Raw genomic sequence first — 26,557 nt, 5'->3', positions numbered from 1 at the left:
ATGATTTTCGAAAATCACGGAAAGGTCGAGCGCAACGTCACCATCCTTGCGGTGCTGACGCTGGTGGTGGTGCTGATCGGCGGCCTTGTGCAGATGGTGCCCCTGTTCTTCCTTGAGAACACCATCGAGAAGGTGGAAGGGGTGCGCCCCTACACGCCGCTGGAGCTGGCGGGGCGCAACATCTACATCCGCGAGGGCTGCTACACCTGCCATTCGCAGATGATCCGCCCCTTCCGCGATGAAGCGGAGCGTTATGGCCATTACAGCCTTGCGGCGGAAAGCATGTATGATCACCCCTTCCAATGGGGTTCGAAGCGCACCGGCCCCGATCTGGCGCGCGTGGGCGGCCGCTATTCCGATGAATGGCATGTGCAGCACCTGACGAACCCGCAGGAAGTGGTGCCGGAATCGATCATGCCGACCTACCCCTTCCTGAAGAAGCGGGAGCTGCAGATGGCCGACATCGCGGCGCATCTGAAGGCGAACCGCACAGTTGGCGTGCCCTATACGGACGAGCAGATCGAACATGCGCTGGCCGACCTGAAGACGCAGGCCGATCCCAACGCCGATCCGACCGACCTGCAACGCCGCTATCCCAAGGCGCAGGCGCGCGATTTCGACGGCGACCCGACGCGGCTGACCGAGATGGATGCGCTGGTCGCCTATCTGCAGATGCTGGGCACGCTGGTCGACTTTGACAGCTATGTGCCTGAACAGAACCGGCGCTGAGGAGACCCGCTATGGATTATCAGGAACTCCGCCATTTCGCCGACAGCTGGGGGCTGGTCTTCATGGTTGTCACGCTGGCTGCCCTTGTGGGCTGGGCGTTCCGCCCCGGCTCCCGCGCGGTGCATGACGACGCCCGCATGATCCCCTTCCGTGACGAAGAGACCCACCATGAGCGTTGATCCGAAACACAGCGAAGCCGGGGGACCGGGCACCACTGGACATGAGTGGGACGGCATTCAGGAGCTGAACAACCCGCTGCCGCGCTGGTGGTTGTGGATTTTCTACGCCACCATCGCCTTCGCGCTGGTGTGGGTGGTGCTGTATCCGGCCATTCCGGTGCCCGGCGGCTATACCCGCGGCACGCTCGGCTATTCCACGCGCGGGCAGGGCGAGCAGGCGCTGGCCGATCTGCAGGCCGATCGCAACGTGGCGCTGAAGGGGATCGACACCATTCCCCTGAACGAGCTGAAGGATCATCCGCAGCTGATGCAGGCCGCCATCGAGGGAGGGCGTTCGGCCTTCAAAGTCTATTGCATCCAGTGCCATGGCACCGGGGCGGCGGGCGCGAAGGGCTATCCGAACCTGAACGACGATGACTGGCTGTGGGGTGGCAGCATGGAGGAAATCCATGCGACCATCGTGAACGGCGCGCGCCAGCCCGACAATGACAACACCCATGTTTCCGCCATGCCCGCCTTCGGCCGCGACGGCATCCTGACCAAGGGGCAGATCGGCGACGTGGTGGAGCATGTGCTGGCGCTGTCCGGCCAGCCGCACAATGCGGCCATGGCGGTGCGTGGCAAGGATGTGTTCGCGGCGCAATGCGCCAGCTGCCACGGCCCCAACGGCGAAGGCATGCGCGAATTCGGCGCGCCCAACCTGAAGGACGGCATCTGGCTCTATGGCGGCGACCGCGCCACCATCACCGCCACGGTCACCAACTCCCGCGCGGGCGTGATGCCGGCCTGGAAAGAGAAGCTGCCCGAATCCACCATCCGCCAGCTGACGGCCTATGTGCACAGCCTTGGCGGCGGCGAGTGAACGACATGCCCGGCGTGCTGAAACCCGCACCCCAGATGGGGGACAATGGCGGAAGCCTGTATAAGAAGCGGGAGAAGGTGCACCCGAAGAAGGTGGATGGACCGTTCCGCCGCTTCAAATGGGCCGTGCTGTTCCTGACGCTGGGCATCTATTACATCACACCATGGCTGCGCTGGGATCGGGGGGAATTCTCCCCCGATCAGGCGGTGCTGGTGGATCTGGCGCATCGGCGCTTCTACTTCGGGCCGATCGAGATTTGGCCGCAGGAATTTTACTATGTCGCCGGCCTGCTGATCATGGCGGGGCTGGGGCTGTTTCTGGTGACAACCAGCGTGGGCCGGGCATGGTGCGGCTATGCCTGCCCGCAGACGGTGTGGACCGACCTGTTCATGGTGGTGGAGCGCTGGATCGAGGGCGACCGCAACGAGCGTATCCGGCTGGACAAGGCTCCGATGAGCGCCGGGAAATTCGCCAAGCGCACCTCCAAGCACGCCGTGTGGCTGCTGATCGCTGTGCTGACGGGCGGGGCGTGGGTGTTTTACTTCACCGACGCGCCGACGCTGCTGCGCGAGTTGTTCACCGGGCAGGCCCCGTTCGTGGCCTATGCCACCATCGGCGTGCTGACCTTCACCACCTATTCGCTGGCCGGGCTGATGCGGGAACAGGTGTGCACTTACATGTGCCCATGGCCGCGCATCCAGTCGGCGATGCTGGATGAAGACAGCTTCATCGTCACCTACAAGGATTGGCGCGGGGAGCCGCGCGGCAGCGCCAAATCGAAAGACGCCGGGCTGGGCGATTGTGTGGATTGCATGGCCTGCGTGAATGTGTGCCCCACCGGGATCGACATTCGCAACGGGCCGCAACTGGAGTGCATCACCTGCGCGCTGTGCATCGACGCCTGCAACGATGTGATGGACAAGCTGGGCCGCCCGCTGGACCTGATCGGCTATAGCACGCTGAACCGCGACAAGGCTGAAGCCAAGGGCGAAGCGCTTCAGCCGATCTGGAAGACGCTGCTGCGCCCGCGTGTGCTGATCTATTTCGCGGTGTGGTCTGCCATCGGCATCGCCATGCTGGTGGTGCTGGCCGGGCGCTCGCGGATGGACATCCATGTCGCGCAGGAACGCAACCCCGTTTATGTGCAACTGTCTGACGGGGATATCCGCAACAGCTACACGGTGAAGTTGCTGAACAAGGAAGCGCGGCCGCGGCAGTTCGAGGTCAGCGTCTCGGGCCTTCAGGGCGCGCGGCTGTCTGACCCCGTGACGGGCAGCGAGCCTGCCGCGACGGTCCGGCTGGACGTGCGGCCCGACGGGGTGGATACCTATCGCCTGCAAGTGCGGGCACCGGTGGCTTCGCTGCACGCGGAGCAGACCGACATCCGCTTCAACGCCCATGCCGTAGACGGCGAGGGAGACGCCATGGAAACCACCCGCTTCTCCGCCCCTGCCAGCGCGGTGGCGGCGCAATGAGCCGCCCTTTCACGGGCCGTGACGCGGCGCTGGTGATCTGCGGCGGCTTTGCGCTGGTGATCGCCGTGAACATCACGCTGGCAGTCAGTGCCACGCGCAGCCATCCGGGGCTGGTGGTGGAAAACTCCTATGTCGCCAGCCAGAATTTCAACGGCTGGCTGGCGGAAGGGCGGCGGCAGAAGGCGCTGGGCTGGAGCGTGACGGCGCATGCAGACCGCACGCTGCTGTCTTTGCAGGCGCTGAACTCGCTGGGCAGCCCGCTGACGGGGCTGAAAGTGGTGGCCACGCTGGAACATCCGCTGGGGGCCGAGCCTTCGCGAGACGTCACGCTGGTGGAAACCGCGCCCGGCCATTATGCCGTGCCGCACGGGCTGGCGCCGGGCCGCTGGCTGGCGGAATTCCGCCTCTCGCGCGGGGGGGAACATTATTATCTCGCCGACCGGCTGGTGATTCCGGGCTGAGCCATGGCGACGCTCGCCCCATCGAATCTGGACCTGTTCACGGCCGAAGCCGCGCCGGGCGAGCGGCGGATCGACCTGCATGTGCCCGCCATCCACTGCGCCGGCTGCATCCGCAAGGTGGAAGGCGCCGTGCGCAGCTTGCCAGGGATCACGAAAGCGCGGGTGAATTTCACCACGCGCCGCCTGACGGCCGAATGGGCGGACGGCAGCCTCGATCCCGGAGCCATCCTTGCCGCAGTCGAAGCGGCGGGGTTCGAAGCGCGGCCGTTCGCGCCCGCCGACGTGGCGGCGCAAGGCTCCGATCCGGCCTCCCGCAGGCTGATCAAGGCGATGGCTGTCGCGGGCTTCGCGGCGATGAACATCATGCTGCTGTCCGTCTCGGTCTGGTCCGGGGCGGACGGGGCGACGCGCGATTTGTTCCACCTGATCTCGGCGGCCATCGCGCTGCCCACCATCGCCTATTCCGGCATGCCCTTCTTCAGCTCGGCATGGGGTGCGCTCAGGCAAGGGCGCACCAATATGGATGTGCCGATCTCCATCGGTCTGGTGCTGGCGACCGCGCTCAGCCTGTATGAAACCTTCACGCGCGGGCATGAGGCATGGTTCGACGCGGCGGTGATGCTGCTGTTCTTCCTGCTGCTGGGGCGGGTAGCGGACAGCCTGATGCGGGACAGGGCACGCGCCGGGGTGGCGGCGCTGCTGAAGCAATCGGCCCCCGGCGCGCTGGTGCGCGCGCCTTCGGGCGACACCGAATGGCGGCCCATCGAAAGCGTCGCGCCGGGGATGACAGTGCTGGTGGCGGCAGGCGAGCGTGTGCCGGTGGACGGGCTGGTGCTGGAAGGCGGTTCCGCCATCGACCGATCTCTGGTGACGGGCGAGAGCCTGCCCGAAGCCGTTGGCCCCGGCGGCCAGCTGCTGGCGGGCACGCTGAATCTGGACGGGCCGCTGGCCATGAAAGCCACCGCCGTGGGCGAGGCGAGCTTCCTCGCGCAAGTGGTGCGGCTGATGGAAGACGCCGAGCAGGGCCGCGCGCGTTACACCCGCATCGCCGACCGTGCCGCGCGGCTTTATGCGCCGGTGGTGCATCTGGCGGCGCTGTTCACGGCCATCGGCTGGCTGATCGCGGGCGCAGGGCTTTATCAGGCGCTGGTGACGGCCATCGCTGTGCTGATCATCACCTGCCCCTGCGCGCTGGGGCTGGCGGTGCCCGCCGTGCAGGTGCGCGCGGCCAGCGTGCTGATGAAGCGGGGCCTGCTGGTGAAAGATGGCAGCGCGCTGGAGCGGCTGGCCGAATGCGACACGCTGATCTTCGACAAGACCGGCACGCTGACACTGGGCCGCCCGACGCCGGTGGGCGTGCTGCCGCTGAGCGACGCCGATCTGGCGCTGGCGGCGGGGCTGGCGGCGAAAAGCCGCCATCCGCTTTCCCGCGCGCTGCTGGCCGCCGCGCGGGCGCAGGGGATCACGCCTACGCCGCTGGCGGAGGTGACGGAGCATCCCGGGCTGGGGCTAGAAGCGCAGGTGAACGGCGAGCGGCTGCGGCTGGGCCGGCCGGACTGGGCCGGGGCCGACGCGGCTGACACCCATCTGCTCGCGCTCGCGTTCCGCAAGGGCGGGCAGCCAGCGGTGCTGATCCCGTTCGAAGACCCGCTGCGCCCTGACGCGGCGGCGGCCATCGCCCGGCTGAAGCGCGACGGCTTCGAGATCCGCATCCTTTCCGGCGACCGCGAGGCTCCGGTGCGCCACGCCGCGCAGGCGCTGGGCATCGCGCATTGGGACGCCGGGCTGGCCCCGGCCGACAAGCTGGCCGCCATCGAGGCGCTGAAGGCCGAAGGGCATAAGGTGCTGGTGGTGGGCGATGGACTGAACGATGCGCCCATGCTGGCGGGCGGCCATGCCTCCATCGCGCCCTCCTCCGCATCCGACGCGGGGCAGACGGCGGCCGACATGCTGTTCCTGAACGACAGCCTGATGGCGGTGCCGCAAGCGGTGGAAACCGCCCGCCGGGCCGATTCCCATGTGCGACAGAATTTCGTCATGGCGATCGGCTACAATATCCTCGCCGTGCCCATCGCGATGGCAGGTTTCGCGACTCCGCTGATCGCGGCGGTCGCCATGTCACTCTCGTCGCTGATTGTGGTGGGCAATGCGCTCAGGCTGAAAGCGCCAAAATGACGACCATCGGCTTCCTGTTGCCCATCGCCCTGCTGCTGGGCCTCGGCGGGCTTGCGGCCTTCCTGTGGACGATGCGATCCGGCCAGTATGACGATCTGGACGGGGCCGCCCAGCGCATCCTGACAGACGAGGAAGACGGCCCCGAATCATGAAACAGGCCCTGCCTGCGCTGATCCTGCTGGCACTGCTGCAGGCCACCACCCCGGCGCTGGCGCGCGGGCTGGTGCCCGTCTGCTCCGCCAGCGGCACGATATGGGTGGACCTGAACGGACGCGGCGCGCCGGTGCCGGACAGCGCCAACGCCTGCGCCCACGGCTGGTGCACCCCGCGCAAGCTGCGCACGCAGAAGGGCGCTTAACGACATGTCACCCCGGACTTGATCCGGGGTCCCGCTGCTCTTCGGCGACGTTGGAGAAGAATGCTGGACCCCGGATCAAGTCCGGGGTGACATTGTGGGTGGTGGGGAGGTTAGTGGGCTTGGCCCGGCGTTGCTCCCCTCTCTCCACCTCTCTCCCCAGTGGGGAGAGAGAGCCTGTTGCGCCGCAGGCAATCGAATTTGATCATCCGCACGGCGCTGGAGTTGGAGTTGGAGCGCAACGCAAATACTGGGGGTGCAGGGCAAAGCCCAGCCCGCGCGGCGCGCAAAAAAACACAGGCCGGCTTCCCCCCGCGCCCGCCGAACGCAACGAATCCCGGCGGCGGCGCGCTACAACGGCCGGAAGAACAGCGCCCGTGTCATCGCCTTCACGCTCTTCGGCTGGCGGCGCAGGGCGCGGCGGGCGGTTAGGGCGGCGCCTTGCAGCCAGATTACCGGCAGCAGCAGGGGATGATATTTGCGGTAGAACAGCAGCCGGGCGCGCAGCAGCCAATATTCGGACTGGGCCGAGCGGCCGCCCTTTTTCGTCGAAGAGCCGATGGAGTTGCCATGCTTGTGATAGACGACGGAGCCGCGGGCAAAGCCGATGGAGAAGCGGCTGGCGTTGCGGCGGGCCCAGTCCATTTCCTCGTAATAGAGGAAATAGGCGTCTGACATCAGGCCGACGGTTTCGACGAAGCGGCGGGTGACGGTGAGGGAGGCCCCCAGCACGCAGGCCGCCTGCCGGGCGGCGGCCCGGCTGTCCCAGGGGGATTTGAATGGCTTGTTGCCGTGAATGCCCGCAGTGGCGCCGGTGAGGGCGTTGAACGTCATGCCGCCGAGCGCCTGCACTTTGTCCGGCGCGTGATAGTAGCGAATGACGGTGCCGATCATCCCCTGCGTGGCATCCGCGCGGATGGTGAAGAGCAGCGCGCGGGCGGCGGCGGGCTCCACCACCGTGTCGTTGTTCAGCAGCCAGACCGCTTCGATATTCGGGTCTTTCAGCAGGTAACGAATACCGAGGTTATTGCCGCCGGCGAAGCCGAGGTTGCTGTCGGACAGGATGAGCGACAGCGTGCGCTCCCCGGGTGCGTGGCGCAACGCTTCGTCGCCGTCGATCACTTCGATCGGCACGGGCTTGTCCAGCGGCGGCGAGGAGAGCGCGCCGAGTGGGCCTTCGGGGGCAGCATAGAGCGTTTTCCCGGCCGCCCAGTCGCGGATGAGTTGTTCGGAGTCGTCGCCCGACGCGTTTTCCACCACGGCGACACGCAGGGGAATATCCGAGCGGAGCAGCGATTCCAGGCATTCCAGCGTGTCCGCCGTGCCCTTGTAGTTCACCAGCACCACGCCGAGGCGCGGGGTGGGATCGGCTTCGGGCGGAGTCCAGGCCTCGTCGCCCTCATCCTCGGATATGGGCCAGGCGAGGAAGCCGCCCGGCGTGGTGATGAGATCTGTCCCCTGATTCATGCGGTTCCGGCCTTTGCCTCCTATTGCCCGGTGGTGGCGTCCGCCCCTGGCTCGCCTCCCACCAGAAGTCGCGGCGCATGGCCGCCTTTCAGCGCCTGACCCCGGCCCGACAGGCTGGGGTTCGTCATGAAATAACGATGCAGGTTGAAGCTGGGATGGCCCGGCTGAAGCCGCTGATAGCTGCCGTCTGCCTGCATCGCCCAGCTTTGTTCATCGTCTTTCAGATTGGCAACCATCACCTGATCCAGCACCTGCGCATGCACGGTGGGGTTCAGCAGCGGGATCAGCAGTTCCACCCGCCGGTCGAAGTTGCGCGGCATCCAGTCTGCCGAGGTGATCCACACCTTCGCCTCGCGGCTGGGCAGCGGATGGCCGTTGCCAAACGCGACAATGCGGCTGTGTTCGAGGAAGCGGCCGATCACCGAGCGGACGCGGATATGTTCCGACATGCCCGGCACGCCGGGGCGCAGGCAGCAGATGCCGCGGATCACCATGTCCACCTGCACGCCCGCGTTGCTGGCTTCGTACAGCTTCTCGATGATGATCGGATCGACGAGGCTGTTCATCTTCACCCATACGGCCGCCGGACGCCCGGCTTTGGCATGTTCGATTTCCGCGTCGATCCCGGCCATCAGGGTGGAGCGCAGGTTCAGCGGGCTCATCGCCAGATGGCGCAGCCCCTGCGGCTCCACATAGCCGGTGATGTAATTGAACACCTGCGCCACATCGCGGGCGAGGCCGGGGTCGGCGGTGAAGAAAGAAAGATCGGTGTAGATGCGCGCGGTGATCGGGTGATAATTGCCGGTGCCGAGGTGCAGATAGGTTTTCAGTTCCCCGCCTTCGCGGCGCACCACCATGGAGACCTTGGCGTGGGTCTTCCAGTCGATGAAGCCATAGACCACCTGCACGCCAGCGCGTTCCAGCGCGGCGGCCCATGTGAGGTTCTGCTCTTCATCGAAGCGGGCCTTCAGCTCGACGATGGCGGTGACGGCCTTGCCGGCCTCTGCCGCGTCGATCAGCGCGCGGACGATGGGGCTGTTCTTGCCGGTGCGATACAGCGTCTGCTTGATGGCGACCACGTCCGGGTCTGCGGCGGCCTGCCTCAGGAAGGCCAGCACCACGTCGAAGCTTTCGTACGGGTGGTGGACGATGATGTCCTTGTCGCGGATGGCGGCGAAGCAGTCTCCGCCATGTTCGCGGATGCGTTCGGGGAAGCGCGGGCTGTAAGGCTCGAACTTCAGGTCCGGCCGGTCCTCGTCCACCAGCCCGTCCAGGTCGGCGATGCCGAGGATTCCATCCACCACCATCACGTCGCGGTCGTGAACGGCGAGCGCCTCTTTCACCATGTCGCGCAGGCGCGGCGGGGTGTGGGCTTCCACCTTCAGGCGGATCACCTGCCCCCGGCGGCGTAGCTTGATGGCGCTGCGGAAGAAGCGGACGAGATCTTCGGCCTCTTCCTCGATTTCGATGTCGCTGTCGCGGATGATGCGGAAGCTGCCCTGCCCCAGTCGCTCAAAGCCGGGGAAGATCAGCCCGAAATAGCGGATCAGCACCTGCTCCATCGCCAGATAGCGCGCGGATTTGCCCGGCAGCCGCACGAAGCGCGGCAGCATCTGCGGCAGCATCAGCAGGGCGTTCATCCGCTCCCCATCGGCCTGCCGCTTCATATCGAACACAAGGCTGAAGCCCTTGTTCGGGATAAAGGGGAAGGGGTGCGCCGGATCGATCGCCTGCGGGGTGAGCACGGGGAAAATCTGATCGAGGAAATGCTCCTCCAGCCAGACGGCTTCCTGCGGCTTCAGTTCCTCATGATCCAGAATGGCGAAATCGGCGGTGCGCAGCGCCTTCCGCAGCACGCCGAACACGCGTTGCTGTTCCAGCATCAGGCCCTTCGCCGCCTCGACGATTTCGGACAATTGCTGCGCCGGGGTGAGGCCATCGGGCGAAGGCGTCTCAATATTTTCATCCACCTGCCCGCGCAGGCCCGCCACCCGCACCATGGTGAATTCGTCGAGATTGTTGCCCGAGATGGAGAGGAAGCGCAGCCGTTCCAGCAGCGGGTGCGCCGGGTTCATCGCCTCTTCCAGCACCCGCGTGTTGAAGGCGAGCCATGAGAGTTCGCGGTTGAGATAACGGCCGGAACCAAGCACGCGATGCGGCTCGACAGGCTGAAGCGGCAGGGGACGATTGATGCTGGCCATCGCCGCCCCCTTTAGCATTGCTGCGGTTGCGAAGCTATGACTGCCAAACTTAACGCTCTTCCAGATCCAGATCGATGAACACTTCGCGCGCCAGCGGGATGGACAGCGGGCGCTGCTGCGACATCGCCGCCTTATCCAATGCCTCCACCGTGCGGGCGATCCCTTCGAAGCTGCGCTCGATTCGAGAGAGGACATAGCGGGTGACGTCCGCCGGGGCTTCGACGCCGCGATCGCGCCATTGCTTCAGAAACACCGCCTCCAGCAGCGCGTCATCAGGGCTGCGAATCTGTACGCGTGGCGTCGCGGCGAGGCGGCTTTTCAGATCGGCCAGTGTCAGGTTCCAATCCGCCGGCATGGAGCGGGCCGTCATCAGCAGCGGGCGGCGTTCGTCCATCGCGGCGTTCCAGGCATGGAACAGCGCTTCTTCGTTGGAAATGCGATCTGCATCGTCCCACAGCCGGGCGTTGGACCGGCGGGCGAAAATGGCGGCCAGATGGCTTTTGCCGCTGCCTGCCGGGCCGATCAGCAAGGCGGCGGGAACCGGCCATGTGGACCAGCCATCCAGAAAGGTGACGGCCTCCGCATTGGCATCGGAAACGAAGAAATCCTTCTGCCCCTGCGCCGCGCGCCAGCGCAGCGGCAGCACCATCTGATGTTCGGCCTTCTGCTCAGGCGCGCTCAATTCCGCGCCTCCGGCCCCGGCGATTCCTGCAATTGCTCTTCCTGCGCGGCCGGGGCGGGCGGCGGCAGCGCCGCTTCGCCCGAAGCGCGGCGGCGCAGCGATCCGCCCTCCAGCCGCAGGCCGCGCGCGTCCAGCGCATAGCGAAGATCGGCCATCGGCACGGCGGAGACGATTTCCAGCACCGATTCGCCGCCCAGCACAAGGCTTTGCAGCCGCACGCCCTCCACGCCCGGGGTGCCCGCGACGATGGACTGGATCGCCTGCAGCGCCGCGTCGTCCGGTGTTGCAACCCGCACCGCGAAGCCGCCGCCGCCTTCGAAGCCGCCGCCGATTTCCGGGCCGGTATCCTCCAGCGCGGTGGCGGGCACGTCGGGTTCGATCAAATTGGGATCGGGCAGCAGATTGCCCGCGCGCAAGGCGGCGACATAGAGCTTGTCTGATTCGCGCACGGCGGTGTCCATCAGGCCCGCCACGTCGCCGCTGCGATTCGTCAACCGCACCCGGCCGATTTCCCGCCCGGCGGGGCCGAATCGCACGATCAGCAGGCCTGTCAGCGGCCCGCCCTGCCAGCTGCGATCAAGGATCAGTTCCGGAATCAGCACGTCCGCCACTTGGTAACGGTCGATCAACGCCCGCCACAGGAAGATGTGCCGCCGCTCCGCCTGCCATGCGTTCAGCAGGATGGTGTCCCCCGGGGTCGGCTGGATCCGCACATAATCGATGGGGCTTTCGCCCGCGCGCAGCCGCGCCCATGCCGAGAGCCATGGCGAGGCGGGTTCATGCGCCATCCGCGTCGCGGCGTCCTGCAGCACCGGGATCACGAGGAAGGGCGGCGAGGAGGCGAGCGCCGCATAGCTGCCGAGGTAAGAGGAGGCGCGCGCCCGATCGAACACCACGGCAAGGCGGGCGACATAGCGATCCGGGCCGACCTGCTCACGCTCCACCTCGATGGCAGAGACGATGGAATCGAGCGCGCTGTCGGCAAGGCGCGGCGCGCTGCTGGCGCTCTGCCCCGACATCCGCGCCCAGAGCCCAGGCCATGCGAGGCGCTGCGCCTCTCTCCAGCCGTTCATCCGCGCGTCGTTGGGGTTTTTGCCGCCGACATCGACCTCCACGCCGGAGACAACGAGGCCGCCGCTGCCGCCGATGGCGGTGGGGACATCCGGGTCTGCCTCTTTGGCTTTCGGCTTTGCGTCGGCGGCCTTCAGGCCAGACTGCGCCAGCGCAGGAGCGGTCGCTGCAAGCGCCACTGCTGCCATTCCAACTGCGAACCCGCGCCATGCCTGCATATTGCCATTGCCTTTGGCGCATGCAGGGTGGGATTCCAAGGGCCAAGGCGCTAAAGCGCGGCCATGAGCAGCCCCGACCGCCCCGCTACTTACGCCGACGCAGGCGTTTCCATCGAAGCCGGCAACCAGCTTGTGAAGATGATCGCGCCGCTGGTGCGCGCCACGCGCCGCCCCGGGGCCGATGCGGAGATCGGCGGATTCGGCGGCATCTTCGATTTGAAGGCGGCGGGTTTCGCCGATCCGCTGCTGGTGGCGGCAACCGATGGCGTGGGCACCAAGCTGAAGCTCGCCATCGAAACCGGGCGGCACGACACGATCGGGCAGGATCTGGTCGCCATGTGCGTGAACGACCTGATCGTGCAGGGTGCGGAGCCGCTGTTTTTCCTGGATTATTTCGCGACCGGAAAGCTGGAGACGGGCGTTGCCGAAAGCGTGGTGGCCGGAATCGCCCGCGCCTGCGCGGGGGCCGGTTGCGCGCTGATCGGCGGGGAAACGGCGGAAATGCCCGGCATGTATGCGCCGGGCGATTATGATCTCGGCGGATTCGCGGTGGGCGCGGTGGAACGCGACGAGCTGCTGACGGGGGACCGGGTGGCGGCGGGCGACCTGCTGCTGGGCATCGGTTCGTCGGGCGCGCATTCCAACGGCTATTCGCTGCTCAGGCGGCTGGTGGCGGACGAAGCGCTGGACGCGCCCGCGCCGTTCGATGCGGAAACGCTGCTGATCGACGCGCTGCTGGCCCCCACCCGGCTGTATGTGAAGCCGCTGCTGCCGCTGTTGAAGGCGGGGCGCATCCATGCGCTGGCGCATATCACCGGCGGAGGGCTGCTGGAAAATGTGCCGCGCGTGCTGCCGGAAGGGGCGCGCGCCGTGATCGACGCCGCGAACTGGCCGCTGCCGCCGCTGTTCGGATGGTTGCAGGCAAAGGGCCGGATGGAAGCGGCGGAACTGGCGCGCACCTTCAATTGCGGCATCGGCATGATTCTGGCCGTCGCGCCCGCCGACGCGCAGGCCGTGACGGAGGTGCTGACGGCGGCGGGCGAATCGGTGTTCGCGGTGGGCGACATTGTGCCCGGCGCGAAGGGCTGTGAGGTTCGTGGGGTAGCCGGGCTGTGGGGTCAGCCGGACGGCTGGACCGCGGCACATGATGCGTAAACGTCGGGTCGCCGTGCTCCTGTCGGGGCGCGGCACCAATATGCTGGCGCTGGCCGAAGCCGCGCGCGCGCCGGATTATCCGGGCGAAATCGTGCTGGCGCTTTCCAACCGCGCCGCCGCGCCGGGGCTGGAGGCGGCGCGCGCCATGGGAATTCCCGCCGAAGCGCTGCCGGGCAAGCCGTTCGCGGATCGCGAAGCCTATGATTCGGCGCTGACCGCCATTCTGGAAACGCATGATGTGGAAGCAATCGCGCTGGCGGGCTTCATGCGCATCCTCTCCCCCCAATTCGTGCGGCGCTGGGCCGGGCGAATGGTGAACATCCACCCTTCCCTGCTGCCGCTCTATCCGGGGCTGGACACGCACGCCCGCGCGCTGGCCGCCGGAGACGCTGAAGCAGGTTGCACCGTGCATCTGGTGACGGAGGAGCTGGATGCGGGGCCGGTGCTGGGGCAGGCGCGGGTGGCGGTGCAGCCGGGCGATACGGCCGAAACGCTGGCCGCGCGGGTGCTGATCGCCGAGCATCGGCTTTACCCGCAGGCGCTGGCGGCTTTTTTGCGCGGGCTGGATTGACGCCGCCCAGCCAACCGCCAAACTCTGCGCAGGGCAACAGCTGAGGAGGGCGGCATGAGAGTTCCGGCACTGGTGGTGGCGTTGGCGTTTGCATCCGCAGCCCATGCGCAGGGCGTGGTGCCCGAACCAATAAAGGCGCGGGTGAACGAACTGGTGGCCCGCTGCGTGCAGGCGGGCGGAACGCTGGGCAGCATGCAGGGGCAGGGCCGGTTCGTGATTCCAGCGGACTTTACCGGCGACGGGCGAACCGATTTCCTGATCTCCGAAGGCAATGTGCCCTGTGTGGGCAAACCCAATTTGTTCAGGCCGGACGGCAACGCGCGGCTGGAGCTGTGGCTGGGAAATGGCAGCGACGCCCGGCTGGCCTTCGCAGACAAGGTGATGGGATTCCGCGTGCTGAATGGCCCGCCCGCAAAATTGCAGATCGCGCGGCAAGGCGTGGTGTGCAGTGGCCCGGCCCGCTGCGGAGACGAGCTTCGCTGGAACGCCGCCGCAGGCCGGTTCGAGGAAGTGGCGACAGACGGCCGCAAGGTCGCCGCGCGCCCGGCGACGGGCGCAATGGCAGGCACAGCCCCGGCTGTTTCGGCCGCAGCGGCCCCGGCCGGCCCCGCAGCCCCGGCCGGGGCTGTGCCGCCCGTGCTGGCCGATGCCGCAGCGCGCTTCAAAGCCAGCTGCCGCAAGGCGATTCTTGCTGAAAAGCCCGCCAAGACAGATTGGATCGACGGCGAGTGCACCGAACAATGGAGCCGGGTGGCCGCCAGCCAGCCCGCCGCTGAAATGCTGATTCTGGCCACCCCCGGCGGGCCGGGCGGTGCACCCTCTGTCGCGGAACTGCGCCAGCGTCTGGCCAAGGTGCGCTGGCTGCCGCGGGCAGAGCAAGGCAGCCTCGCAAATGGCCAGATCGGCAAATTCGACTTCGCCATCGCAGGCAAGGGGCGTCCGGAAACCGCCAGCGTCAACTGGACGGAGGAAGGGGCAATGCTGCCGCTGGACATGCAATCCGCCTTTGCCGCGCGCGGGGCGACCGTCACACTGATGCGTTGCGAAAAGCTGGGTGTGGGCGAAGGCGAACGCAGCTGGTCCGTCGCCTTCCCCGGCCGGCCGCCGTTCGAACTGGTGGTTTCCGAGCGCTCGGCACCCACTGCCAGCGCCTGGAGCTTCTATTCCGCATCCGTGCGGCTGGACGGCGCGCCGGCGAAGAAGGGGCCGGTGAACTGCGAGCGCTTCTGGTAGCGTTGCGGTTTGCGGCAGGAGTTGCGGTTGAGGGAGCTCTGCTCCCTCAAACTCCCTCGGCAGGGGCGTGACGCCCCTGCACCCCCGACGTTTTTGTAGCCCCTCCCGCTGACGCTTCGCGTCAGCTTCGCTTCGAGGGGTTGGGGTGGTGAGGAGTATAGCCTGCGGCGCTTCCGTAGTGCTTGTTGTGGTGCAGTGGTTCAGGCCAACCGGTGACACCCCCTCTCGTACTCTCCCCCTTGCAGGGGGAGAGAGCTGCGGTGCGCCGCAGCAATCGAATCTGATACGTCCGCAACGTATAAGTTGGCCCGCTCAGCCAACTTTGAGGGTGCAGGGACATCATGTCCCTGCTGGGTTCCAAGGGCAAAGCCCTTGGCCGCCGGAGGCGCCCCCTTCCGCAACCACCCCCGCCCTAGCGGTAATCCACCGGCGGCTGCCATGCGTTCAGGGCGGATTCCAGTTTTGCGCCCAGCGCCAGCAAGCTTTCGTCCTCCCCTGCCCGGCCGATGAGTTGCACGCCGACGGGCAAGCCATGGGATGTCCAGCCCGCCGGAAGCGCGAGGGCGGGCAGGCCGGCGAAGTTGGCGAGGGCGGTGAAATCGGCGAGTGTCACCGGGCCGTGGGTGCCGTGGGCGAAGGCGGGACCGGGGGTGACGGGGATGAGGATAGCGTCTGCCAGTTGCAGTTGGGCGCGCAGTTCGGTGGCGGCGGCTTCAATCGCCTTTTGGCCCTGGGCGCGGGTGGCGGGTTCGATCCCGGCGGCGAAATCCAGATAGGTGCGGAACGCTGGCGAGAAGCCTTGGGGGGCGGCTGTGGCGGCTGCGCCGAAGCGGGTTCGGGCTTCGGCGGAAGCTTCCATGAATCCGGCGAGACGGACTCGTTCGAAGTCGATGCGCAGCCGGGGCTCGTCTACCCTGAGGCCCAGCCCTTCCAGCAGACGGGCGGAGAGGCGCACGGCGGCGTCCACCGCATGATCGGTTTCGATCTGCGGGCGGCCGGACCATGCGGCGATTCGCTGCGCCGGGCGGGCTTCGCGCGGCGCCGAGAGGACGGCGAACAGCGCCGCGCAATCCTCCACGGAGCGGGCGAGCGGGCCGATGACATCCCAACGCTCGACGAGGTGGATCAGGCCGCCGTTCGGCACCCGGCCCGGCGCCGGTTTCAGCCCGCTGATGCCGCACCAGCCTGCCGGGATGCGGATGGAGCCAAGCGTATCCGAGCCAAGCGCCGCCGCGCACAGCCCGGCCGCGACGGCTGCCGCCGAACCGCCCGACGAACCGCCGGGGGTGAAGCCGCTGCGGTGGGGGTTTTGCGTCTGCCCGTAGAAGGGGTTGTCCGTCGTGGCGCCCAGTGCGCCTTCGTGCATGTTGGTGAGGCCCAGCGGGATCGCGCCCGCGTCTTTCAGCAGCCGCACGGCCTGTGCATCCGTGGTGGGGCGGCGATCCCGCCATGCGGCGATGCCGCCGGTGACGGGCCAGCCCGCGACATCGATATTGGCCTTGATGGCGATGGGCACGCCCTCCAGCGGGCGGGCTGTGCCGGATTCGAAGCGTTCGGCGCTGATGCGGGCGGTGGTACGCGCGCCTTCGGGATCGACGAAGGTGAAGGCCTTCAGCGTGGGATCGAAGCGTTCGATGCGGGCGAGATAATGATCGACGGCGGCGGCCACGCTGATCCGGCCCGCCTGATAGCCGGCCCTCAGCGAGGCGACCCCCAAGGTGTGAATTCCTGCCGCCAACCCAGCGTCCTTCCGGCCCGATGTTGCCCCGATGCTCCCTTGGCTTCGCCGATGCGCTTGTCACCGGTCAAGCGCAACTGTTGCGGCAAGGTCAGGAGCGGTTCATACGGGGTGAGGCTTGATGGGCCCGGGCGGCCCTTTGGTAAGGATTAGGATTGATGCGCTGGTTCCTCGCACTCGCACTGGCGACAGCGCCGCTCGCGGCCGTTCCCGCTGCCGCACAGGATGGCAATTACCGCTCCCGCACAGTGCAGGTGTTCGGCGACGATCCCTGCCCCAAGGCCAGCAACCCGGACGAGATCATCGTCTGCGCCCGCAGGCCCGAGGAGGAGCGTTACCGCATCCCGAAGGACATCCGCGAGGCGGAGAAGGCCGCGCAGATCGCCCGTGAAGATCAGGTGGCGGCGAACCGCGCCGCCATCGTGTCGGGCCGCACCGCCGCCAGCGGAATCGGCAGCTGCTCCACGGCGGGCGCGGGCGGGATCACCGGCTGCACCCAGGGGCTGAACGTGGTCGGCGCGGCCAAGACGGTGGTGGAAGGCGTCAAGACCGCGACCGAGCCTGTCGACGATTGAGAGAGGTTTTCGCCTAGAAGCAGGTGGTGATGGCGTCGATGACGGTGAGATCGTCATCGACGATGAAGATCGTCCGCCATTTGTCGAACGTGGTGCAGGGGTGGGAAATCCCGAAACTGATCATGTCCCCGGCTTGCAACGGCGAATCGGCGGGGATGTCCAGATAGGCGTGCTGATCGTCCAGCCGGACCACCTTGTGCCCGTGCAGCGGCTGCACGGTTTCGCCCAGTTCCGGGCGGCACCAGCCAAGCGGGGTCGGCGGCCTCACATCGTCTGAGGTGTCGCGCTTGCCCAGCCCGGCCAGCAGGCGCGTCGGCTCCGGCCGGGAGAGCACATGCGCCCAGATTTCCAGCGCCGGGCGCAGCCCTTCGCCAAGGCTGGCGGCGGCGGGGGAGCGGCGGATCAGCCGCTCGACCAGATCGCGGTAGAAGTGGCTGTCGTGCACGAGGTAGCAGCCGCTGCGCAGCACGACATCGAAGGCCGGGGCGGACAGGTCCCCCGCGACGAGATCGAAAAAGGAGGAGCCGCCCGCCGAGAGGATGGGGCGGCCTTCGAACAGCCCTTCCGCCAGCACCGCTTCGCCCAGCGCGCGGATGCGGTGCAGCAGGCCGCCGACCAGTGTTTCGGCTTCGTCGCGGGATTGCACAATGCCTTCGAATGCCTCGATCCCGCGCAGCGACAGCAGCGGCGAAGCGGCGATGCGGCGCGCCAGTTGCAGCGCCTCGGCATCGTCTCGCAGGCCCGAGCGGCCGCCCGCATAGCCCAGCTCGATCAGCACTTGCAGCGGCCGCCCGGCGGGTGTGCGGGACAGGCCCGCTTCCAATATTTCCACACCGCGCACGGAATCCACGAGGCAGTAGAAATCGAACCCGGCGTCGCGCGCCAGTTCGCCCGCAACATAGGCGATGGCCTGCCGCCCGACCAGTTGGTTGGCGAGCAGGATGCGCTGCAGGCCGAATTCGCGATAGATGCGCACATGGCCGGGGGTGGCCGCGGTCATGCCCCACGCCCCGTCCGCCATCTGCATGGCGAACAGCTCGGGGCTCATCGTCGTCTTGCCGTGCGGGGCGAGGCGCACGCCCGTCAGCGCGGTGAAGCGGCGCATCCAGTCACTGTTGTGCAGCAGCGCCGATTTCCGCAGCAGCGCGACCGGCAGCATCAGATCTTCGCGGGTAACGCGCCATTGCCGCGCCGCGAGTTCGCCCGCCGTGATCGGCGCGCCGCCTGCCGGGATGCCCTTGGTGCGCCAGTCGAAGCTGTTCGACGTCAACCCGTTCCCCATTCGCCACCTGTCCGCTGAACTGGTTTCAGCTGTGACACGAGATCAGGATATTTTCAATAATTGAAATTTTTCTCCAATCGCGACATGTGAAGTTTCAGTCGTCTGTCTCGTCGATCGGATGCAGGGCGGATTTCAGTTCCTCGTCGCGGGCAGAGCAGACCGACAGGATTCGGCACGGGCCATCGCCCGTGGCAACATAACCATGGCCCATCGCGCCATCGAAATAGATGGAATCGCCCGTTTCCAGCCGGACCGGGGCATAAAGGTCACAATAGAAATCCGCAGAACCTTCCAGAACCAGCGCGAATTCTTCGCCGGGATGGCGCATCAATTCCCCGAATTCCTCGATAGAACGCACCTGCACGTCGATGATCATCGGATTCAGCGATTTTTTCAGCAACTCCGCCGCCGGATAGACATAGGCGTAGGTGGAGGTGCGGATCGTCGGCCCCTCGCGGGCGCGGGTGATGCTGCGGCGGCCGGTGAAGCGAGCGGCCGGCTCGGGCGCTTCCCGCATGAACAGGCGGGCGATATCGATGTTAAGGCCCCGGCTGATCTTCAGTAATTTATCGTAACTGAGCGACATCTTGCCCGTCTCGACCTTCGACAAGGTCGAAACCGGAAGACCAACCTTCTGGCTGACTTGCGCGAGTGTCCAGTCATTCTCGGTCCGGATCTGCCGAAGAACCTGCCCGGGATTGTTGGAACCGTCCATCACCACAGCCGTTTCCCCGCGCAGCACCTCAACCGGGGCCTTTCCCTCTGAAGCGGTGCGCAAGGCAGGATTTCTGCCCATCTTATTCTCCTGCCCTGCCGTGGCGATTTCCTGCGCCGATCATGCGGGCTTTGTTGATCCCATCCCGGACTGCAACCGAAGTTATGGGCAGACCTTGGAGATAGCAACTGGCAGACACGACAAAGTTTCTCGACTGGTCGAATATCGGAAATTTGTGACGAAATTTGCCATTTTGGAAATTTCCGCACCTGCGGCGCAAGAATCAGCACTCCACCATGCGGTGCGTAAAACAGGCGCTTCCAATCGATCCAGACCGTAGACAAATGCAGCTGCTGCTGGCTCGTTGATGATCCGCCCGACTTTCAGCCCCTCAAGCGCGCCGGCCCACTTGGTCCCCTTGCGCCGGCGCTCTTTGAAGCAGGCCACTGCGCAGGACGATCACGAAACGGCTGCCGGTTGCCATGGGCTCGAGCCGGATCGAGGCGCTCGCTGCTTCGAGCAAGGAGCGGGCGATGGGCAGGCCAAGGCCAGTGCCGCCGCCTGCCCGCCTGCTGGTAAAGAAGGGCTCGAACACCCGTTGCCTGTCGGCCTCGGGGATGCCCGGGCCGTTGTCGTCGCAGATCAGTTCGACCTGTTCGGCTTTGGGGGACGCATGGGAGAAACGGACGCGCGAGGCACCCGCGAGGCGGGCGTTGTCGATGAGGATGGTGGCGATCGTTTCGAGGCTTGCAGCGGGGCAGATGACCGGAACTGCGGCATCGAACCCCGACATCTCGACAGTGAAACCTTCGGAACTGAGCGAATCGGCCGATTGTCGCAGAATCGTGCGCAGGTCGGCGCGCTCGTCGCGTGCGGGCTGCATATCGGCGCGGGCGAGATCGAGGAGGCGACTGACAAGCAGGTTCAGCCGGTTGGCATCTGCCGCGATGTTGGCAAGAAAGCGCACTCGCTCGGCCTCACTCATGTCGCCATGGTCCTGCAGCAGTTCGACGCTGCCGCGAATGGAGGTGAGCGGTGTCTTGAACTCGTGGCTGACCGCAGTGGCGAAATCGCGCAGGTAGCGCGAGCGGTGGCCGATGGCTTCGGCCATCTGGGCGAAGTTGCGGTAGAGGTCGCGGATTTCGATTGCCGCGGTTGCAGGCGGTTCGGGCACGTCTCCGCCACCGGCCGCGACCGATCTTGTGGCGGACGCCAGCCTGTCGATCGGCCGCGCAATGCCCCGCGAGAGCAAGCCTGCCAGCACGACCAGCGCACTGAAAATGAGGGCAACGCCGAGGGCGATCTTGCCACGATCCTCGTAGATGCCGCGGAACAGCGCGCGGGGCGAGCGCGAGAGAAGGATGGCACCGGCAACTTTTCCATCCACGATCACCGGCCGGGCATGATGCAGGCGGACGGCGGCCGCGCGGCTCAGCCATTCCATCGAATAGCGTGGGCTATAGGCACCGTTGCGCCGAAGCACGGTAGAGGGCCGGCCGCCGAGCGCCGCCTGCAGTTCGACGACGCCGACGAGTTGCCGCCCGGCTTCAGGGCCGCCGACGACGACACCGGAGCGGTCGATCAGCCTGAGTGATGCGAGCGTTGTGCGGGCTGTTTCCGCCATCACAGGCTGCAGCATTGCCGCGACAGTCTCGGCCGCCGGATCGGCGGGTCGGGCGGCCGGGACGCTTGCCGGCCGTTCCGGCAGCTGGACCGCGCTGCTGAGATCGATGGCCGGGGGTTCGGGCGCATAGCCCGCTTGCTGGCCGACCGGCTGTTGTCGTCCGGGCCAGAGTTGCGCGGCTGTTGCCGCAAGCGCTGCCCCCTGGCTGACCAGTTCCGCTTCGGTCTGGCGGACGACGGTGTTCTCATAAACGCGCAGGAACAGCGCGCCGAAGCCGGGGAGTGCCGCCACCAGCAGCAACGTTGCGAACAGGATGGTGCGCAGGTGCAGCGCCGGCCAATGGCGCCTGACGATGGCTTTCAGCCGACCGATCAAGCGCAGCCGCTGCCCTTGCAGGCACCCAGCCGATAGCCGATTCCGGCGCGCGTCTCGATGATGTCAGTGCCGCCGAGCGCCGCGAACTTGGCGCGCAGGTTGCGGACGTGGCTGTCTATCGTGCGGTCGGTGACGGCGAAGCCGGGTCCGCGCAGGCTGGCGATGATCGCGTCGCGGCTGAAGATGCGGTTGGGCATCACGATCAGCGCGCGGAGGATTCCGAATTCGCTGACGGTCACCGGGACCGGCACACCGTCCCACGCGGCTTCCCACGCGTCGAGCGTGAGGCCGAGGCGGCCGTGGGCGACCGAACCCGCGGCCTGCACTTTTGGCGGGGAGCCGCCGGTGCGGCGCAGGATCGCCATTGAGCGGGCAACGACCTCGCGCGGGCTGAAGGGTTTCACCACATAATCGTCCGCGCCCAGTTCGATGCCGAGCACGCGGTCGATCTCGTCGTCGCGGGCCGACAGGAAGAGGATCGGCACATCGCCCAGCGCGCGCAACCGGCGGCAGACTTCCAGCCCGTCCATGCGGGGCATGTTGATATCGAGGACGATCAGATCGGGCGGCGTGGCAGCGGCGGTTTCCAGCGCCACCTCGCCATCGGCTGCTTCCACCGTGTCCAGACCGGCCTTCCTGAACGCAAAGACCAGCAGCTCGCGAATGTGCGGATCGTCGTCGGCAATCAGGATGGTGCGAGGCATGGGGCACTGAATCATCGCGCGGGTTCGTTCGTCAACGGAAGATTTGGAGGCGGATTCCGGGTGGGCGTGGGGATTGGTGGCGCAGTCTCTCTGGGGGTGGGAAAGATGATCGCGCCATCGCAGGCACGGAAGGCACCGGCTGGCACGGGGCGTGCGGCGGGGATCGTGGCACTGCCTGCCCGGGCCAGTCGGCGCTGATTCCGCCACGACCAACTGACCTGCTTCTGATTGTCGAGCGTCTGCTCGAGAACCTTTTGCCGGACAAAGCGGACGCGGTTGCCGAAGGCGTCGTCGCGGGTGGTCAGCGCCAGTTCGGTGAGGGGGCGAAGGGCCGAGGGGCCGAGGCGGTTGAGGTAGCAAAGGTCCAGCCACGGTCCGCTGCCGCCGGCTTCACGGGCGTGCCGGACATTCCAGCGGGCAGCGACTTCACCGAGATCGACGATGCTGCAGATGCAGAGTAGCAGGCCGGCGGCCAGCGCGTTGGCGTTGATGAGCCAGCCGGTGCTGCGGCTGCCGAGCAGGCGCAGGCATATCAGCAACAGGCCGATCGCCACGAGCAGCATCCAGAGCAGCGCCGAGAGGCGGAGGACGGTGAGGGAATAGGCCTGAACATAATCGATGGTGCGCAACATCGAGGATGCGACGAGAAGGATGTTCTGGGCAATCCACAGCGAGACAAGTGCCCTGAGGCGCGGGTTCTGCGCCATCGGGGTTCCGGGACGAAGCGCGACGAGCACGAACAGCCCGGCCAGGAGAGCCGTTGCGATCAGGAGGTAGGCACCGCGATGGGCATAGTCGGCGAGTGTCACATCGGCCGGGAGCGGAGCGCCGCTCCAGAGGAAGACGAGATCGAGGCCGTTCTGCAGCGCGAAGAGGGCGTTGAAGACGAGGAGCGAGAGGGTAACGGAACCGACCGAGATTCCCGGCAGGGCCCGGGCAATGGCCGCGTCGGCGCTGCGCATCGTGAGATGAAAACGGGCGGGGCGGATGATGGCCCAGACCATGGTGAAAACCAGCGCCCAAAAAAGGAAACGCAAGACTGTGTCGAAATTCGGCCAGCTAAGGTGAAGATGGCCGAGCGCCCGCCCGATCAGCGGGTTGGCTTCGCTGAAAAACCACAGGAAGAGGGCACCACCGCCCAGCGGGAGAGCCAGCAGGGCAACCCAGTCGGACCATTGGCGGCCCGGCTGACGGCGTTGCAACCGGCCAAGCAGGTGAAGGTCCCTGAAGGGTCCGGCGAGGGCAAGCACCCCGACGAGGAGCAGGCGCAGGAGCCATGACCAGGCGTCGTCGAAGCGACGCATGCGGGGAAGCATGACTCCGGCGGCAAGCATGATTCCGAACAGCAGCCAGGCCAGCAGGCTCGGATCCTCAATGAGCAGCAGGGCGAAGGCGGCGGCCATGCCGATGAGCCAGCGATTCAGGAAACGCTTGTGGAGGATGGCAATGGCGGCCGCCCAACCCAGAGCGAAGATGCCGAAGGCCGGGGTGATGATGTTCCCGTAAACGAGCCAGTCTGCGAGCAGCACCAGCAGCAGGGCACCGACGGCCTTGGCGATGAAGCTGTGGGTAGAGGTTTTCGAAGTCATGCGGTTTCCCCGAAGTTGTCGGAGAACCTTGCGCGCCCGGCTTCAAGCGGTGGCGCGGCTGTTGTCAGGAACGAATTGAGAAGTTGTGCAGAAGTGGTGCAGCACTCTGCGCAAACTGAAAGGAGCGACGCCGCATCAGCGCCAGTTCTTCCTGTGAATGGTAGTGGCCGGACCGCACCACCCCGGTGATGCGTTCGAAGTTGGAAACATCCGACAGCGGGTTTTCGGACAGGAGAACCAGATCGGCGTTTTTGCCGACCGCGACGCTGCCCATGGTTTCGGTCCGGCCCAGAAACCGGGCCGGATCGCGCGTGGTCATCTGAAGTATCTTCAGCGGCGACAGCCCCGCCCGGGCGAGTTCCCGAAACTCCTGCCCCATGCTCAGGCCGGGCGTTTGATAGCTGCCGTCGGTTCCGGTCATCATCGGGACCCCCTCGTCCGCCAGCAGCGCCGTCAGGGCCAGGCTTCGGCCATAGCCCTCCCGAAAGGTCTGGCGCGAGCTTTCCGGCAGCGCCGCGAAGATGTCAGCCACTTCGGTCCATGCGTGATAGGCCCTTGGTTCCAGATAGGGAATCGCAGGATCGATGCGATACTCAGGCAAATCCTGCAGATACTGGGTCCGCAACCTGACGAGGGTCGGGACCATCCAGGTGCCGTTGCGCGCGAGTTCCTGCGCCAGCGCGCGGCATTGCTGTGGATCATAGCTGTCGAAGGCGGCCTGCAGGCGGCGAACATCCTCTTCCTTTTCGAACGCCGCCGGGTTGAGAAGGCGGCGCGCCATCACCCGCGATACCAGCGGTTCCAGCAGTTTTTGTGCGAATTCCGGTATCGGGAAGGGCGGGGCCGGCACCGAGGGATGACGCTCGGCCTCCTCCATCAGCGCTACCTTTTTCTCGGAACAGCCGATCCACATCGTGTCGCCGGGGCCCAGATGTTCGATCGAGTGAATGCCGTTTCGCGAGGCGAGAACGGGATCAATGCCTTCAGGAAGATGGCCGACGACCGGGATGCCCTGCTTTCGCGCGGCTGACAAAATCGCGTAGAGCAAGGGCGGAGTCGTGGCGCCGACCTTGATGAAGTCGGCTCCCTGGCGCTTCTGCGACGTGACGAGCGCCCCGGCGTCGGCGGTGGATGCGATGTTCAGCGGCATCACGAGATCGCCGGGCGTCTCCAGCAGTTCCGGGGTGTTTTCGTTCAGCGGCAGCCGGCCTTCCCGGCGCAGCTTCAACAGGCGTTCCGAACCGCTCATCTGGCGAAAGCCCGTCACGCCTTCGGCCAACATCAGGGCGAGCCCCGCACCGGGATGGTCAGCGCCAAGGATATGGCTGTGCATGTTGTTGTAGCCGGGCACGACATACTGCCCCGCGGCGTCGATCCGGCGCACGCCCGGGACTTCGCCGATCTGATCGACTCCGGCGATCCGGGCGATCTTGCCGTTCACGATCAGGATTGATCTGTGAGGCGTGAGGCCACCTGTTTCGACGTCGACGACCGTGACGTTGTCGATGCGGAGCGGCGGGGCTGCCGCGACCCGTTGGGGCGGCGGCAAGGGGCTCGGCCAGTAAGCGATGGCAACCGCGGCCCCAACGGCGAGGGTCAGCACCCCGCCGACCGAAATGATCACCTTAACGATCCGACGCATGGAGGCCTCCTTCGCGACCGCCTCGTTGCAGGCCTGCGCTTTGATTTCCGACAGTTCGCAGGCCCTGCAACCCACTTTCCGTGGACGTGCCAGATGATACGCATTAAACATTTAATGATTGTATTGGACATAAATGTCCAATCTTATCGATCAATGCGTGGCCCCTTCGAGGGGGCTGATTGGCCGGTCTCGGCGCGACCTGACGCGCGTCGTCGTGCACCTCCCACAGCCGCAGGTGCTCAAATCCCTGCCGGTTTGACCAAATAATCTGGACATTATGAGAATATTTGATCATATATGTTCAAATTAATATCGATCATCAGATCGACTGTCGAACAGAGGAAGGGTTGGCGTCGGCTTGCCGATGGCGTCGAAACCATGATTGAGATGACAACTGCCCAGCCCGTGCGGCATCCGTCCCCGACGGTGAAGGCCGAGCGGCTGGCGTTTTTGATCTTCGAGCGCCCGGATCTCGATCGGGCCGTCCGATTCCTCGTCGATTTCGGACTGCAAGTCTGTTTTCGAAGCGAGGAAATGGTCCTGCTGCGGGGTGCCATGCAGGCACCCTATTGCTACCGCCTGCAGCGCGGCCGCACGGCGCGGTTCATAGGTTTCGGGTTCGAAGTCAGTTCGAGCGACCAGCTCCGGCTTCTGGCGGACACGGTTCCGGGCGCTTCGGCGGTGGAGCCGATACCGGACCCGGCCGGTGGGCGACGGGTCGTCCTGACCGACCCGTCTGGCTTTCGGGTCGAGGTCGTGCATGGGCAGGCACTGGAACCGGCTCTGGCCCATCGCAACCCCCTGCCGCTGAATTTCAACGGCGAGGCAGTCCGTATCGATCAGACGCAAAGGCCGCCGGTCCAGCCGCCGGAGGTGCTGCGGTTGGGGCATGTCGTGCTTGAGGTCGCTGATTACCAGCAGACAAGCGGTTGGTATTGCGCGCATCTGGGCCTGATACCAAGCGACGTGCTGCTGTTGCCGGACGGTTCACCGGCGGTGGCGTTCCTGCGGCTCGATCTCGGTGATCAGCCGGCCGATCACCACACGCTGGCGCTCGCGCAGGGGTTCGCGCCGCTTTACAGCCACAGTGCCTTTGAAGTCGTGGATACCGACGCCATCGGCATGGGCCAGCGGGTGCTCCACGAGCGGGGCTGGCGGCACGCCTGGGGCGTTGGCCGCCACATCCTTGGCAGCCAGATCTTCGATTATTGGCAAGATGCGTGGGGCGACAAGCACGAGCATTATTGCGACGGCGACCTGTTCACCAGCGACAGGCCGACCGGCTTCCACCCGGCGACGCGCGAGGCGATGTCCCAGTGGGGCCAGAAGATGCCGGCCAGCTTCACCCGGCCCAAAATGGATTTGCCCGCCGTGGCCGCGCTCGTCCGCAATGTGCGCCGCAGTCCCGACCTGTCGGTCCGCAAGCTGATCACGCTCGCCCGGCTGTTCGGCTGAAGGCCATCCCCCTCTCTCACACGG

General features: G+C 66.4%; 25 protein-coding genes. 13 read left to right on the top strand and 12 right to left on the bottom strand.

Features of this window, described 5'->3' with window-relative positions; all coding sequences use genetic code 11:
• Genes ccoO through FJQ54_RS16140 form a run of 8 tightly spaced genes read left to right on the top strand, consistent with a single transcriptional unit; the run spans position 1 to position 6,239 of the window.
• A complete protein-coding gene (ccoO, locus tag FJQ54_RS16175; RefSeq protein ID WP_140929445.1) occupies positions 1 to 729 on the top strand; it encodes a cytochrome-c oxidase, cbb3-type subunit II in 729 nt (242 codons plus the stop codon).
• A gap of 11 nt (positions 730 to 740) precedes the next feature.
• Complete coding sequence (locus FJQ54_RS16170; RefSeq protein WP_140929444.1) at positions 741 to 908, top strand: cbb3-type cytochrome oxidase subunit 3; 168 nt, start codon at positions 741 to 743, stop codon at positions 906 to 908.
• Positions 898 to 1,770, top strand: a complete 873-nt coding sequence (ccoP, locus tag FJQ54_RS16165) for a cytochrome-c oxidase, cbb3-type subunit III (RefSeq protein ID WP_140929443.1) — start codon at positions 898 to 900, stop codon at positions 1,768 to 1,770. The genes FJQ54_RS16170 and ccoP overlap by 11 nt, the downstream gene beginning before the upstream one ends.
• Positions 1,771 to 1,775: 5 nt before the next feature.
• Positions 1,776 to 3,245, top strand: coding sequence for a cytochrome c oxidase accessory protein CcoG (ccoG, locus tag FJQ54_RS16160; RefSeq protein WP_235890521.1), 1,470 nt, complete (start codon positions 1,776 to 1,778; stop codon positions 3,243 to 3,245).
• Positions 3,242 to 3,706 carry a FixH family protein gene (locus FJQ54_RS16155; protein ID WP_140929442.1) on the top strand — a complete coding sequence of 155 codons (465 nt, stop codon included), beginning with the start codon at positions 3,242 to 3,244 and terminating at the stop codon, positions 3,704 to 3,706. The genes ccoG and FJQ54_RS16155 overlap by 4 nt, the downstream gene beginning before the upstream one ends.
• Positions 3,707 to 3,709: 3 nt before the next feature.
• Positions 3,710 to 5,881 carry a heavy metal translocating P-type ATPase gene (locus FJQ54_RS16150; RefSeq protein ID WP_140929441.1) on the top strand — a complete coding sequence of 724 codons (2,172 nt, stop codon included), beginning with the start codon at positions 3,710 to 3,712 and terminating at the stop codon, positions 5,879 to 5,881.
• Entirely contained in the window at positions 5,878 to 6,033 is a 156-nt protein-coding gene (gene ccoS / locus FJQ54_RS16145) for a cbb3-type cytochrome oxidase assembly protein CcoS (RefSeq protein ID WP_140929440.1), read from the top strand. Before FJQ54_RS16150 ends, ccoS begins: the two co-directional genes overlap by 4 nt.
• Positions 6,030 to 6,239, top strand: a complete 210-nt coding sequence (locus tag FJQ54_RS16140; RefSeq protein WP_140929439.1) for a hypothetical protein — start codon at positions 6,030 to 6,032, stop codon at positions 6,237 to 6,239. The genes ccoS and FJQ54_RS16140 overlap by 4 nt, the downstream gene beginning before the upstream one ends.
• Before the next feature lie 348 nt (positions 6,240 to 6,587).
• Here the strand turns inward: FJQ54_RS16140 and FJQ54_RS16135 are convergent, their stop codons facing one another.
• The 4 genes from FJQ54_RS16135 to FJQ54_RS16120 are packed head-to-tail and all read right to left on the bottom strand — an operon-like array spanning position 6,588 to position 11,845.
• Positions 6,588 to 7,703 carry a glycosyltransferase family 2 protein gene (locus FJQ54_RS16135; RefSeq protein ID WP_140929438.1) on the bottom strand — a complete coding sequence of 372 codons (1,116 nt, stop codon included), beginning with the start codon at positions 7,701 to 7,703 and terminating at the stop codon, positions 6,588 to 6,590.
• Between the two features lie 20 nt (positions 7,704 to 7,723).
• Positions 7,724 to 9,904 (bottom strand): RNA degradosome polyphosphate kinase, encoded by a 2,181-nt coding sequence (locus FJQ54_RS16130; protein WP_235890502.1) that lies wholly within the window; start codon positions 9,902 to 9,904, stop codon positions 7,724 to 7,726.
• Between the two features lie 49 nt (positions 9,905 to 9,953).
• Entirely contained in the window at positions 9,954 to 10,586 is a 633-nt protein-coding gene (locus FJQ54_RS16125; RefSeq protein WP_140929436.1) for an HdaA/DnaA family protein, read from the bottom strand.
• Entirely contained in the window at positions 10,583 to 11,845 is a 1,263-nt protein-coding gene (locus FJQ54_RS16120) for a heavy-metal-associated domain-containing protein (RefSeq protein WP_140929435.1), read from the bottom strand. Before FJQ54_RS16120 ends, FJQ54_RS16125 begins: the two co-directional genes overlap by 4 nt.
• A gap of 93 nt (positions 11,846 to 11,938) precedes the next feature.
• Here FJQ54_RS16120 and purM point away from each other — a divergent pair, with 93 nt between their 5' ends.
• Genes purM through FJQ54_RS16105 form a run of 3 tightly spaced genes read left to right on the top strand, consistent with a single transcriptional unit; the run spans position 11,939 to position 14,834 of the window.
• A complete protein-coding gene (purM, locus tag FJQ54_RS16115; RefSeq protein ID WP_140929434.1) occupies positions 11,939 to 13,030 on the top strand; it encodes a phosphoribosylformylglycinamidine cyclo-ligase in 1,092 nt (363 codons plus the stop codon).
• A complete protein-coding gene (purN, locus tag FJQ54_RS16110; protein WP_140929433.1) occupies positions 13,020 to 13,601 on the top strand; it encodes a phosphoribosylglycinamide formyltransferase in 582 nt (193 codons plus the stop codon). Before purM ends, purN begins: the two co-directional genes overlap by 11 nt.
• Positions 13,602 to 13,655: 54 nt before the next feature.
• Positions 13,656 to 14,834 (top strand): hypothetical protein, encoded by a 1,179-nt coding sequence (locus FJQ54_RS16105; RefSeq protein WP_140929432.1) that lies wholly within the window; start codon positions 13,656 to 13,658, stop codon positions 14,832 to 14,834.
• Positions 14,835 to 15,246: 412 nt separating this feature from the next.
• On the opposite strand, the gene FJQ54_RS16100 is transcribed toward FJQ54_RS16105, so the two are convergent.
• A complete protein-coding gene (locus FJQ54_RS16100) occupies positions 15,247 to 16,572 on the bottom strand; it encodes an amidase (protein WP_181160196.1) in 1,326 nt (441 codons plus the stop codon).
• Between the two features lie 158 nt (positions 16,573 to 16,730).
• Between FJQ54_RS16100 and FJQ54_RS16095 the strand changes: the two genes are divergently transcribed.
• On the top strand, positions 16,731 to 17,147 hold the full coding sequence (locus FJQ54_RS16095; RefSeq protein ID WP_140929430.1) for a hypothetical protein: 417 nt from the start codon (positions 16,731 to 16,733) through the stop codon (positions 17,145 to 17,147).
• A gap of 13 nt (positions 17,148 to 17,160) precedes the next feature.
• Here the strand turns inward: FJQ54_RS16095 and FJQ54_RS16090 are convergent, their stop codons facing one another.
• The 7 genes from FJQ54_RS16090 to FJQ54_RS16060 form a co-directional block, all read right to left on the bottom strand.
• On the bottom strand, positions 17,161 to 18,429 hold the full coding sequence (locus tag FJQ54_RS16090) for an amino acid deaminase (RefSeq protein ID WP_140929429.1): 1,269 nt from the start codon (positions 18,427 to 18,429) through the stop codon (positions 17,161 to 17,163).
• A gap of 94 nt (positions 18,430 to 18,523) precedes the next feature.
• Complete coding sequence (locus tag FJQ54_RS16085) at positions 18,524 to 19,225, bottom strand: helix-turn-helix domain-containing protein (RefSeq protein WP_235890501.1); 702 nt, start codon at positions 19,223 to 19,225, stop codon at positions 18,524 to 18,526.
• 81 nt (positions 19,226 to 19,306) lie between these two features.
• Complete coding sequence (locus FJQ54_RS18140) at positions 19,307 to 19,591, bottom strand: Hsp70 family protein (protein ID WP_140929428.1); 285 nt, start codon at positions 19,589 to 19,591, stop codon at positions 19,307 to 19,309.
• Positions 19,536 to 21,143 (bottom strand): sensor histidine kinase, encoded by a 1,608-nt coding sequence (locus FJQ54_RS16075; protein ID WP_140929427.1) that lies wholly within the window; start codon positions 21,141 to 21,143, stop codon positions 19,536 to 19,538. The genes FJQ54_RS18140 and FJQ54_RS16075 overlap by 56 nt, the downstream gene beginning before the upstream one ends.
• Positions 21,140 to 21,847 (bottom strand): response regulator transcription factor, encoded by a 708-nt coding sequence (locus tag FJQ54_RS16070; protein ID WP_140929426.1) that lies wholly within the window; start codon positions 21,845 to 21,847, stop codon positions 21,140 to 21,142. The genes FJQ54_RS16075 and FJQ54_RS16070 overlap by 4 nt, the downstream gene beginning before the upstream one ends.
• 11 nt (positions 21,848 to 21,858) lie before the next feature.
• Entirely contained in the window at positions 21,859 to 23,436 is a 1,578-nt protein-coding gene (locus FJQ54_RS16065; RefSeq protein WP_140929425.1) for a DUF4153 domain-containing protein, read from the bottom strand.
• Between the two features lie 64 nt (positions 23,437 to 23,500).
• A complete protein-coding gene (locus FJQ54_RS16060; protein ID WP_181160195.1) occupies positions 23,501 to 25,078 on the bottom strand; it encodes an amidohydrolase family protein in 1,578 nt (525 codons plus the stop codon).
• Positions 25,079 to 25,375: 297 nt separating this feature from the next.
• On the opposite strand from FJQ54_RS16060, the gene FJQ54_RS16055 reads away from it, so the two are divergent.
• Positions 25,376 to 26,533, top strand: coding sequence for a VOC family protein (locus FJQ54_RS16055; protein WP_207790448.1), 1,158 nt, complete (start codon positions 25,376 to 25,378; stop codon positions 26,531 to 26,533).
• Positions 26,534 to 26,557 lie beyond the last annotated feature (24 nt).

Origin of the sequence: Sandaracinobacter neustonicus (genome assembly GCF_006385875.1) — a bacterium.
Classification (GTDB): Bacteria; Pseudomonadota; Alphaproteobacteria; order Sphingomonadales; family Sphingomonadaceae; genus Sandaracinobacteroides; species Sandaracinobacteroides neustonicus.
This window is presented reverse-complemented; position numbering and strand designations above follow the sequence as displayed.

What these genes read in the sequence shown, in the direction of transcription:
- ccoS (WP_140929440.1), top strand. Translation starts at nt 5,878, where the DNA reads ATGACGACCATCGGCTTCCTGTTGCCCATCGCCCTGCTGCTGGGCCTC.
- purN (WP_140929433.1), top strand. Translation starts at nt 13,020, where the DNA reads ATGATGCGTAAACGTCGGGTCGCCGTGCTCCTGTCGGGGCGCGGCACC.
- FJQ54_RS16070 (WP_140929426.1), bottom strand. Translation starts at nt 21,847, where the DNA reads ATGCCTCGCACCATCCTGATTGCCGACGACGATCCGCACATTCGCGAG.
- FJQ54_RS16150 (WP_140929441.1), top strand. Translation starts at nt 3,710, where the DNA reads ATGGCGACGCTCGCCCCATCGAATCTGGACCTGTTCACGGCCGAAGCC.
- FJQ54_RS16105 (WP_140929432.1), top strand. Translation starts at nt 13,656, where the DNA reads ATGAGAGTTCCGGCACTGGTGGTGGCGTTGGCGTTTGCATCCGCAGCC.
- FJQ54_RS16065 (WP_140929425.1), bottom strand. Translation starts at nt 23,436, where the DNA reads ATGACTTCGAAAACCTCTACCCACAGCTTCATCGCCAAGGCCGTCGGT.
- FJQ54_RS16120 (WP_140929435.1), bottom strand. Translation starts at nt 11,845, where the DNA reads ATGGCAGCAGTGGCGCTTGCAGCGACCGCTCCTGCGCTGGCGCAGTCT.
- FJQ54_RS16085 (WP_235890501.1), bottom strand. Translation starts at nt 19,225, where the DNA reads ATGGGCAGAAATCCTGCCTTGCGCACCGCTTCAGAGGGAAAGGCCCCG.
- ccoO (WP_140929445.1), top strand. Translation starts at nt 1, where the DNA reads ATGATTTTCGAAAATCACGGAAAGGTCGAGCGCAACGTCACCATCCTT.
- FJQ54_RS16140 (WP_140929439.1), top strand. Translation starts at nt 6,030, where the DNA reads ATGAAACAGGCCCTGCCTGCGCTGATCCTGCTGGCACTGCTGCAGGCC.
- FJQ54_RS16060 (WP_181160195.1), bottom strand. Translation starts at nt 25,078, where the DNA reads ATGCGTCGGATCGTTAAGGTGATCATTTCGGTCGGCGGGGTGCTGACC.
- ccoG (WP_235890521.1), top strand. Translation starts at nt 1,776, where the DNA reads ATGCCCGGCGTGCTGAAACCCGCACCCCAGATGGGGGACAATGGCGGA.
- FJQ54_RS16155 (WP_140929442.1), top strand. Translation starts at nt 3,242, where the DNA reads ATGAGCCGCCCTTTCACGGGCCGTGACGCGGCGCTGGTGATCTGCGGC.
- FJQ54_RS16130 (WP_235890502.1), bottom strand. Translation starts at nt 9,904, where the DNA reads ATGGCCAGCATCAATCGTCCCCTGCCGCTTCAGCCTGTCGAGCCGCAT.
- FJQ54_RS16090 (WP_140929429.1), bottom strand. Translation starts at nt 18,429, where the DNA reads ATGGGGAACGGGTTGACGTCGAACAGCTTCGACTGGCGCACCAAGGGC.
- FJQ54_RS16135 (WP_140929438.1), bottom strand. Translation starts at nt 7,703, where the DNA reads ATGAATCAGGGGACAGATCTCATCACCACGCCGGGCGGCTTCCTCGCC.
- purM (WP_140929434.1), top strand. Translation starts at nt 11,939, where the DNA reads ATGAGCAGCCCCGACCGCCCCGCTACTTACGCCGACGCAGGCGTTTCC.
- FJQ54_RS16170 (WP_140929444.1), top strand. Translation starts at nt 741, where the DNA reads ATGGATTATCAGGAACTCCGCCATTTCGCCGACAGCTGGGGGCTGGTC.
- FJQ54_RS16055 (WP_207790448.1), top strand. Translation starts at nt 25,376, where the DNA reads ATGTTCAAATTAATATCGATCATCAGATCGACTGTCGAACAGAGGAAG.
- FJQ54_RS16095 (WP_140929430.1), top strand. Translation starts at nt 16,731, where the DNA reads ATGCGCTGGTTCCTCGCACTCGCACTGGCGACAGCGCCGCTCGCGGCC.
- ccoP (WP_140929443.1), top strand. Translation starts at nt 898, where the DNA reads ATGAGCGTTGATCCGAAACACAGCGAAGCCGGGGGACCGGGCACCACT.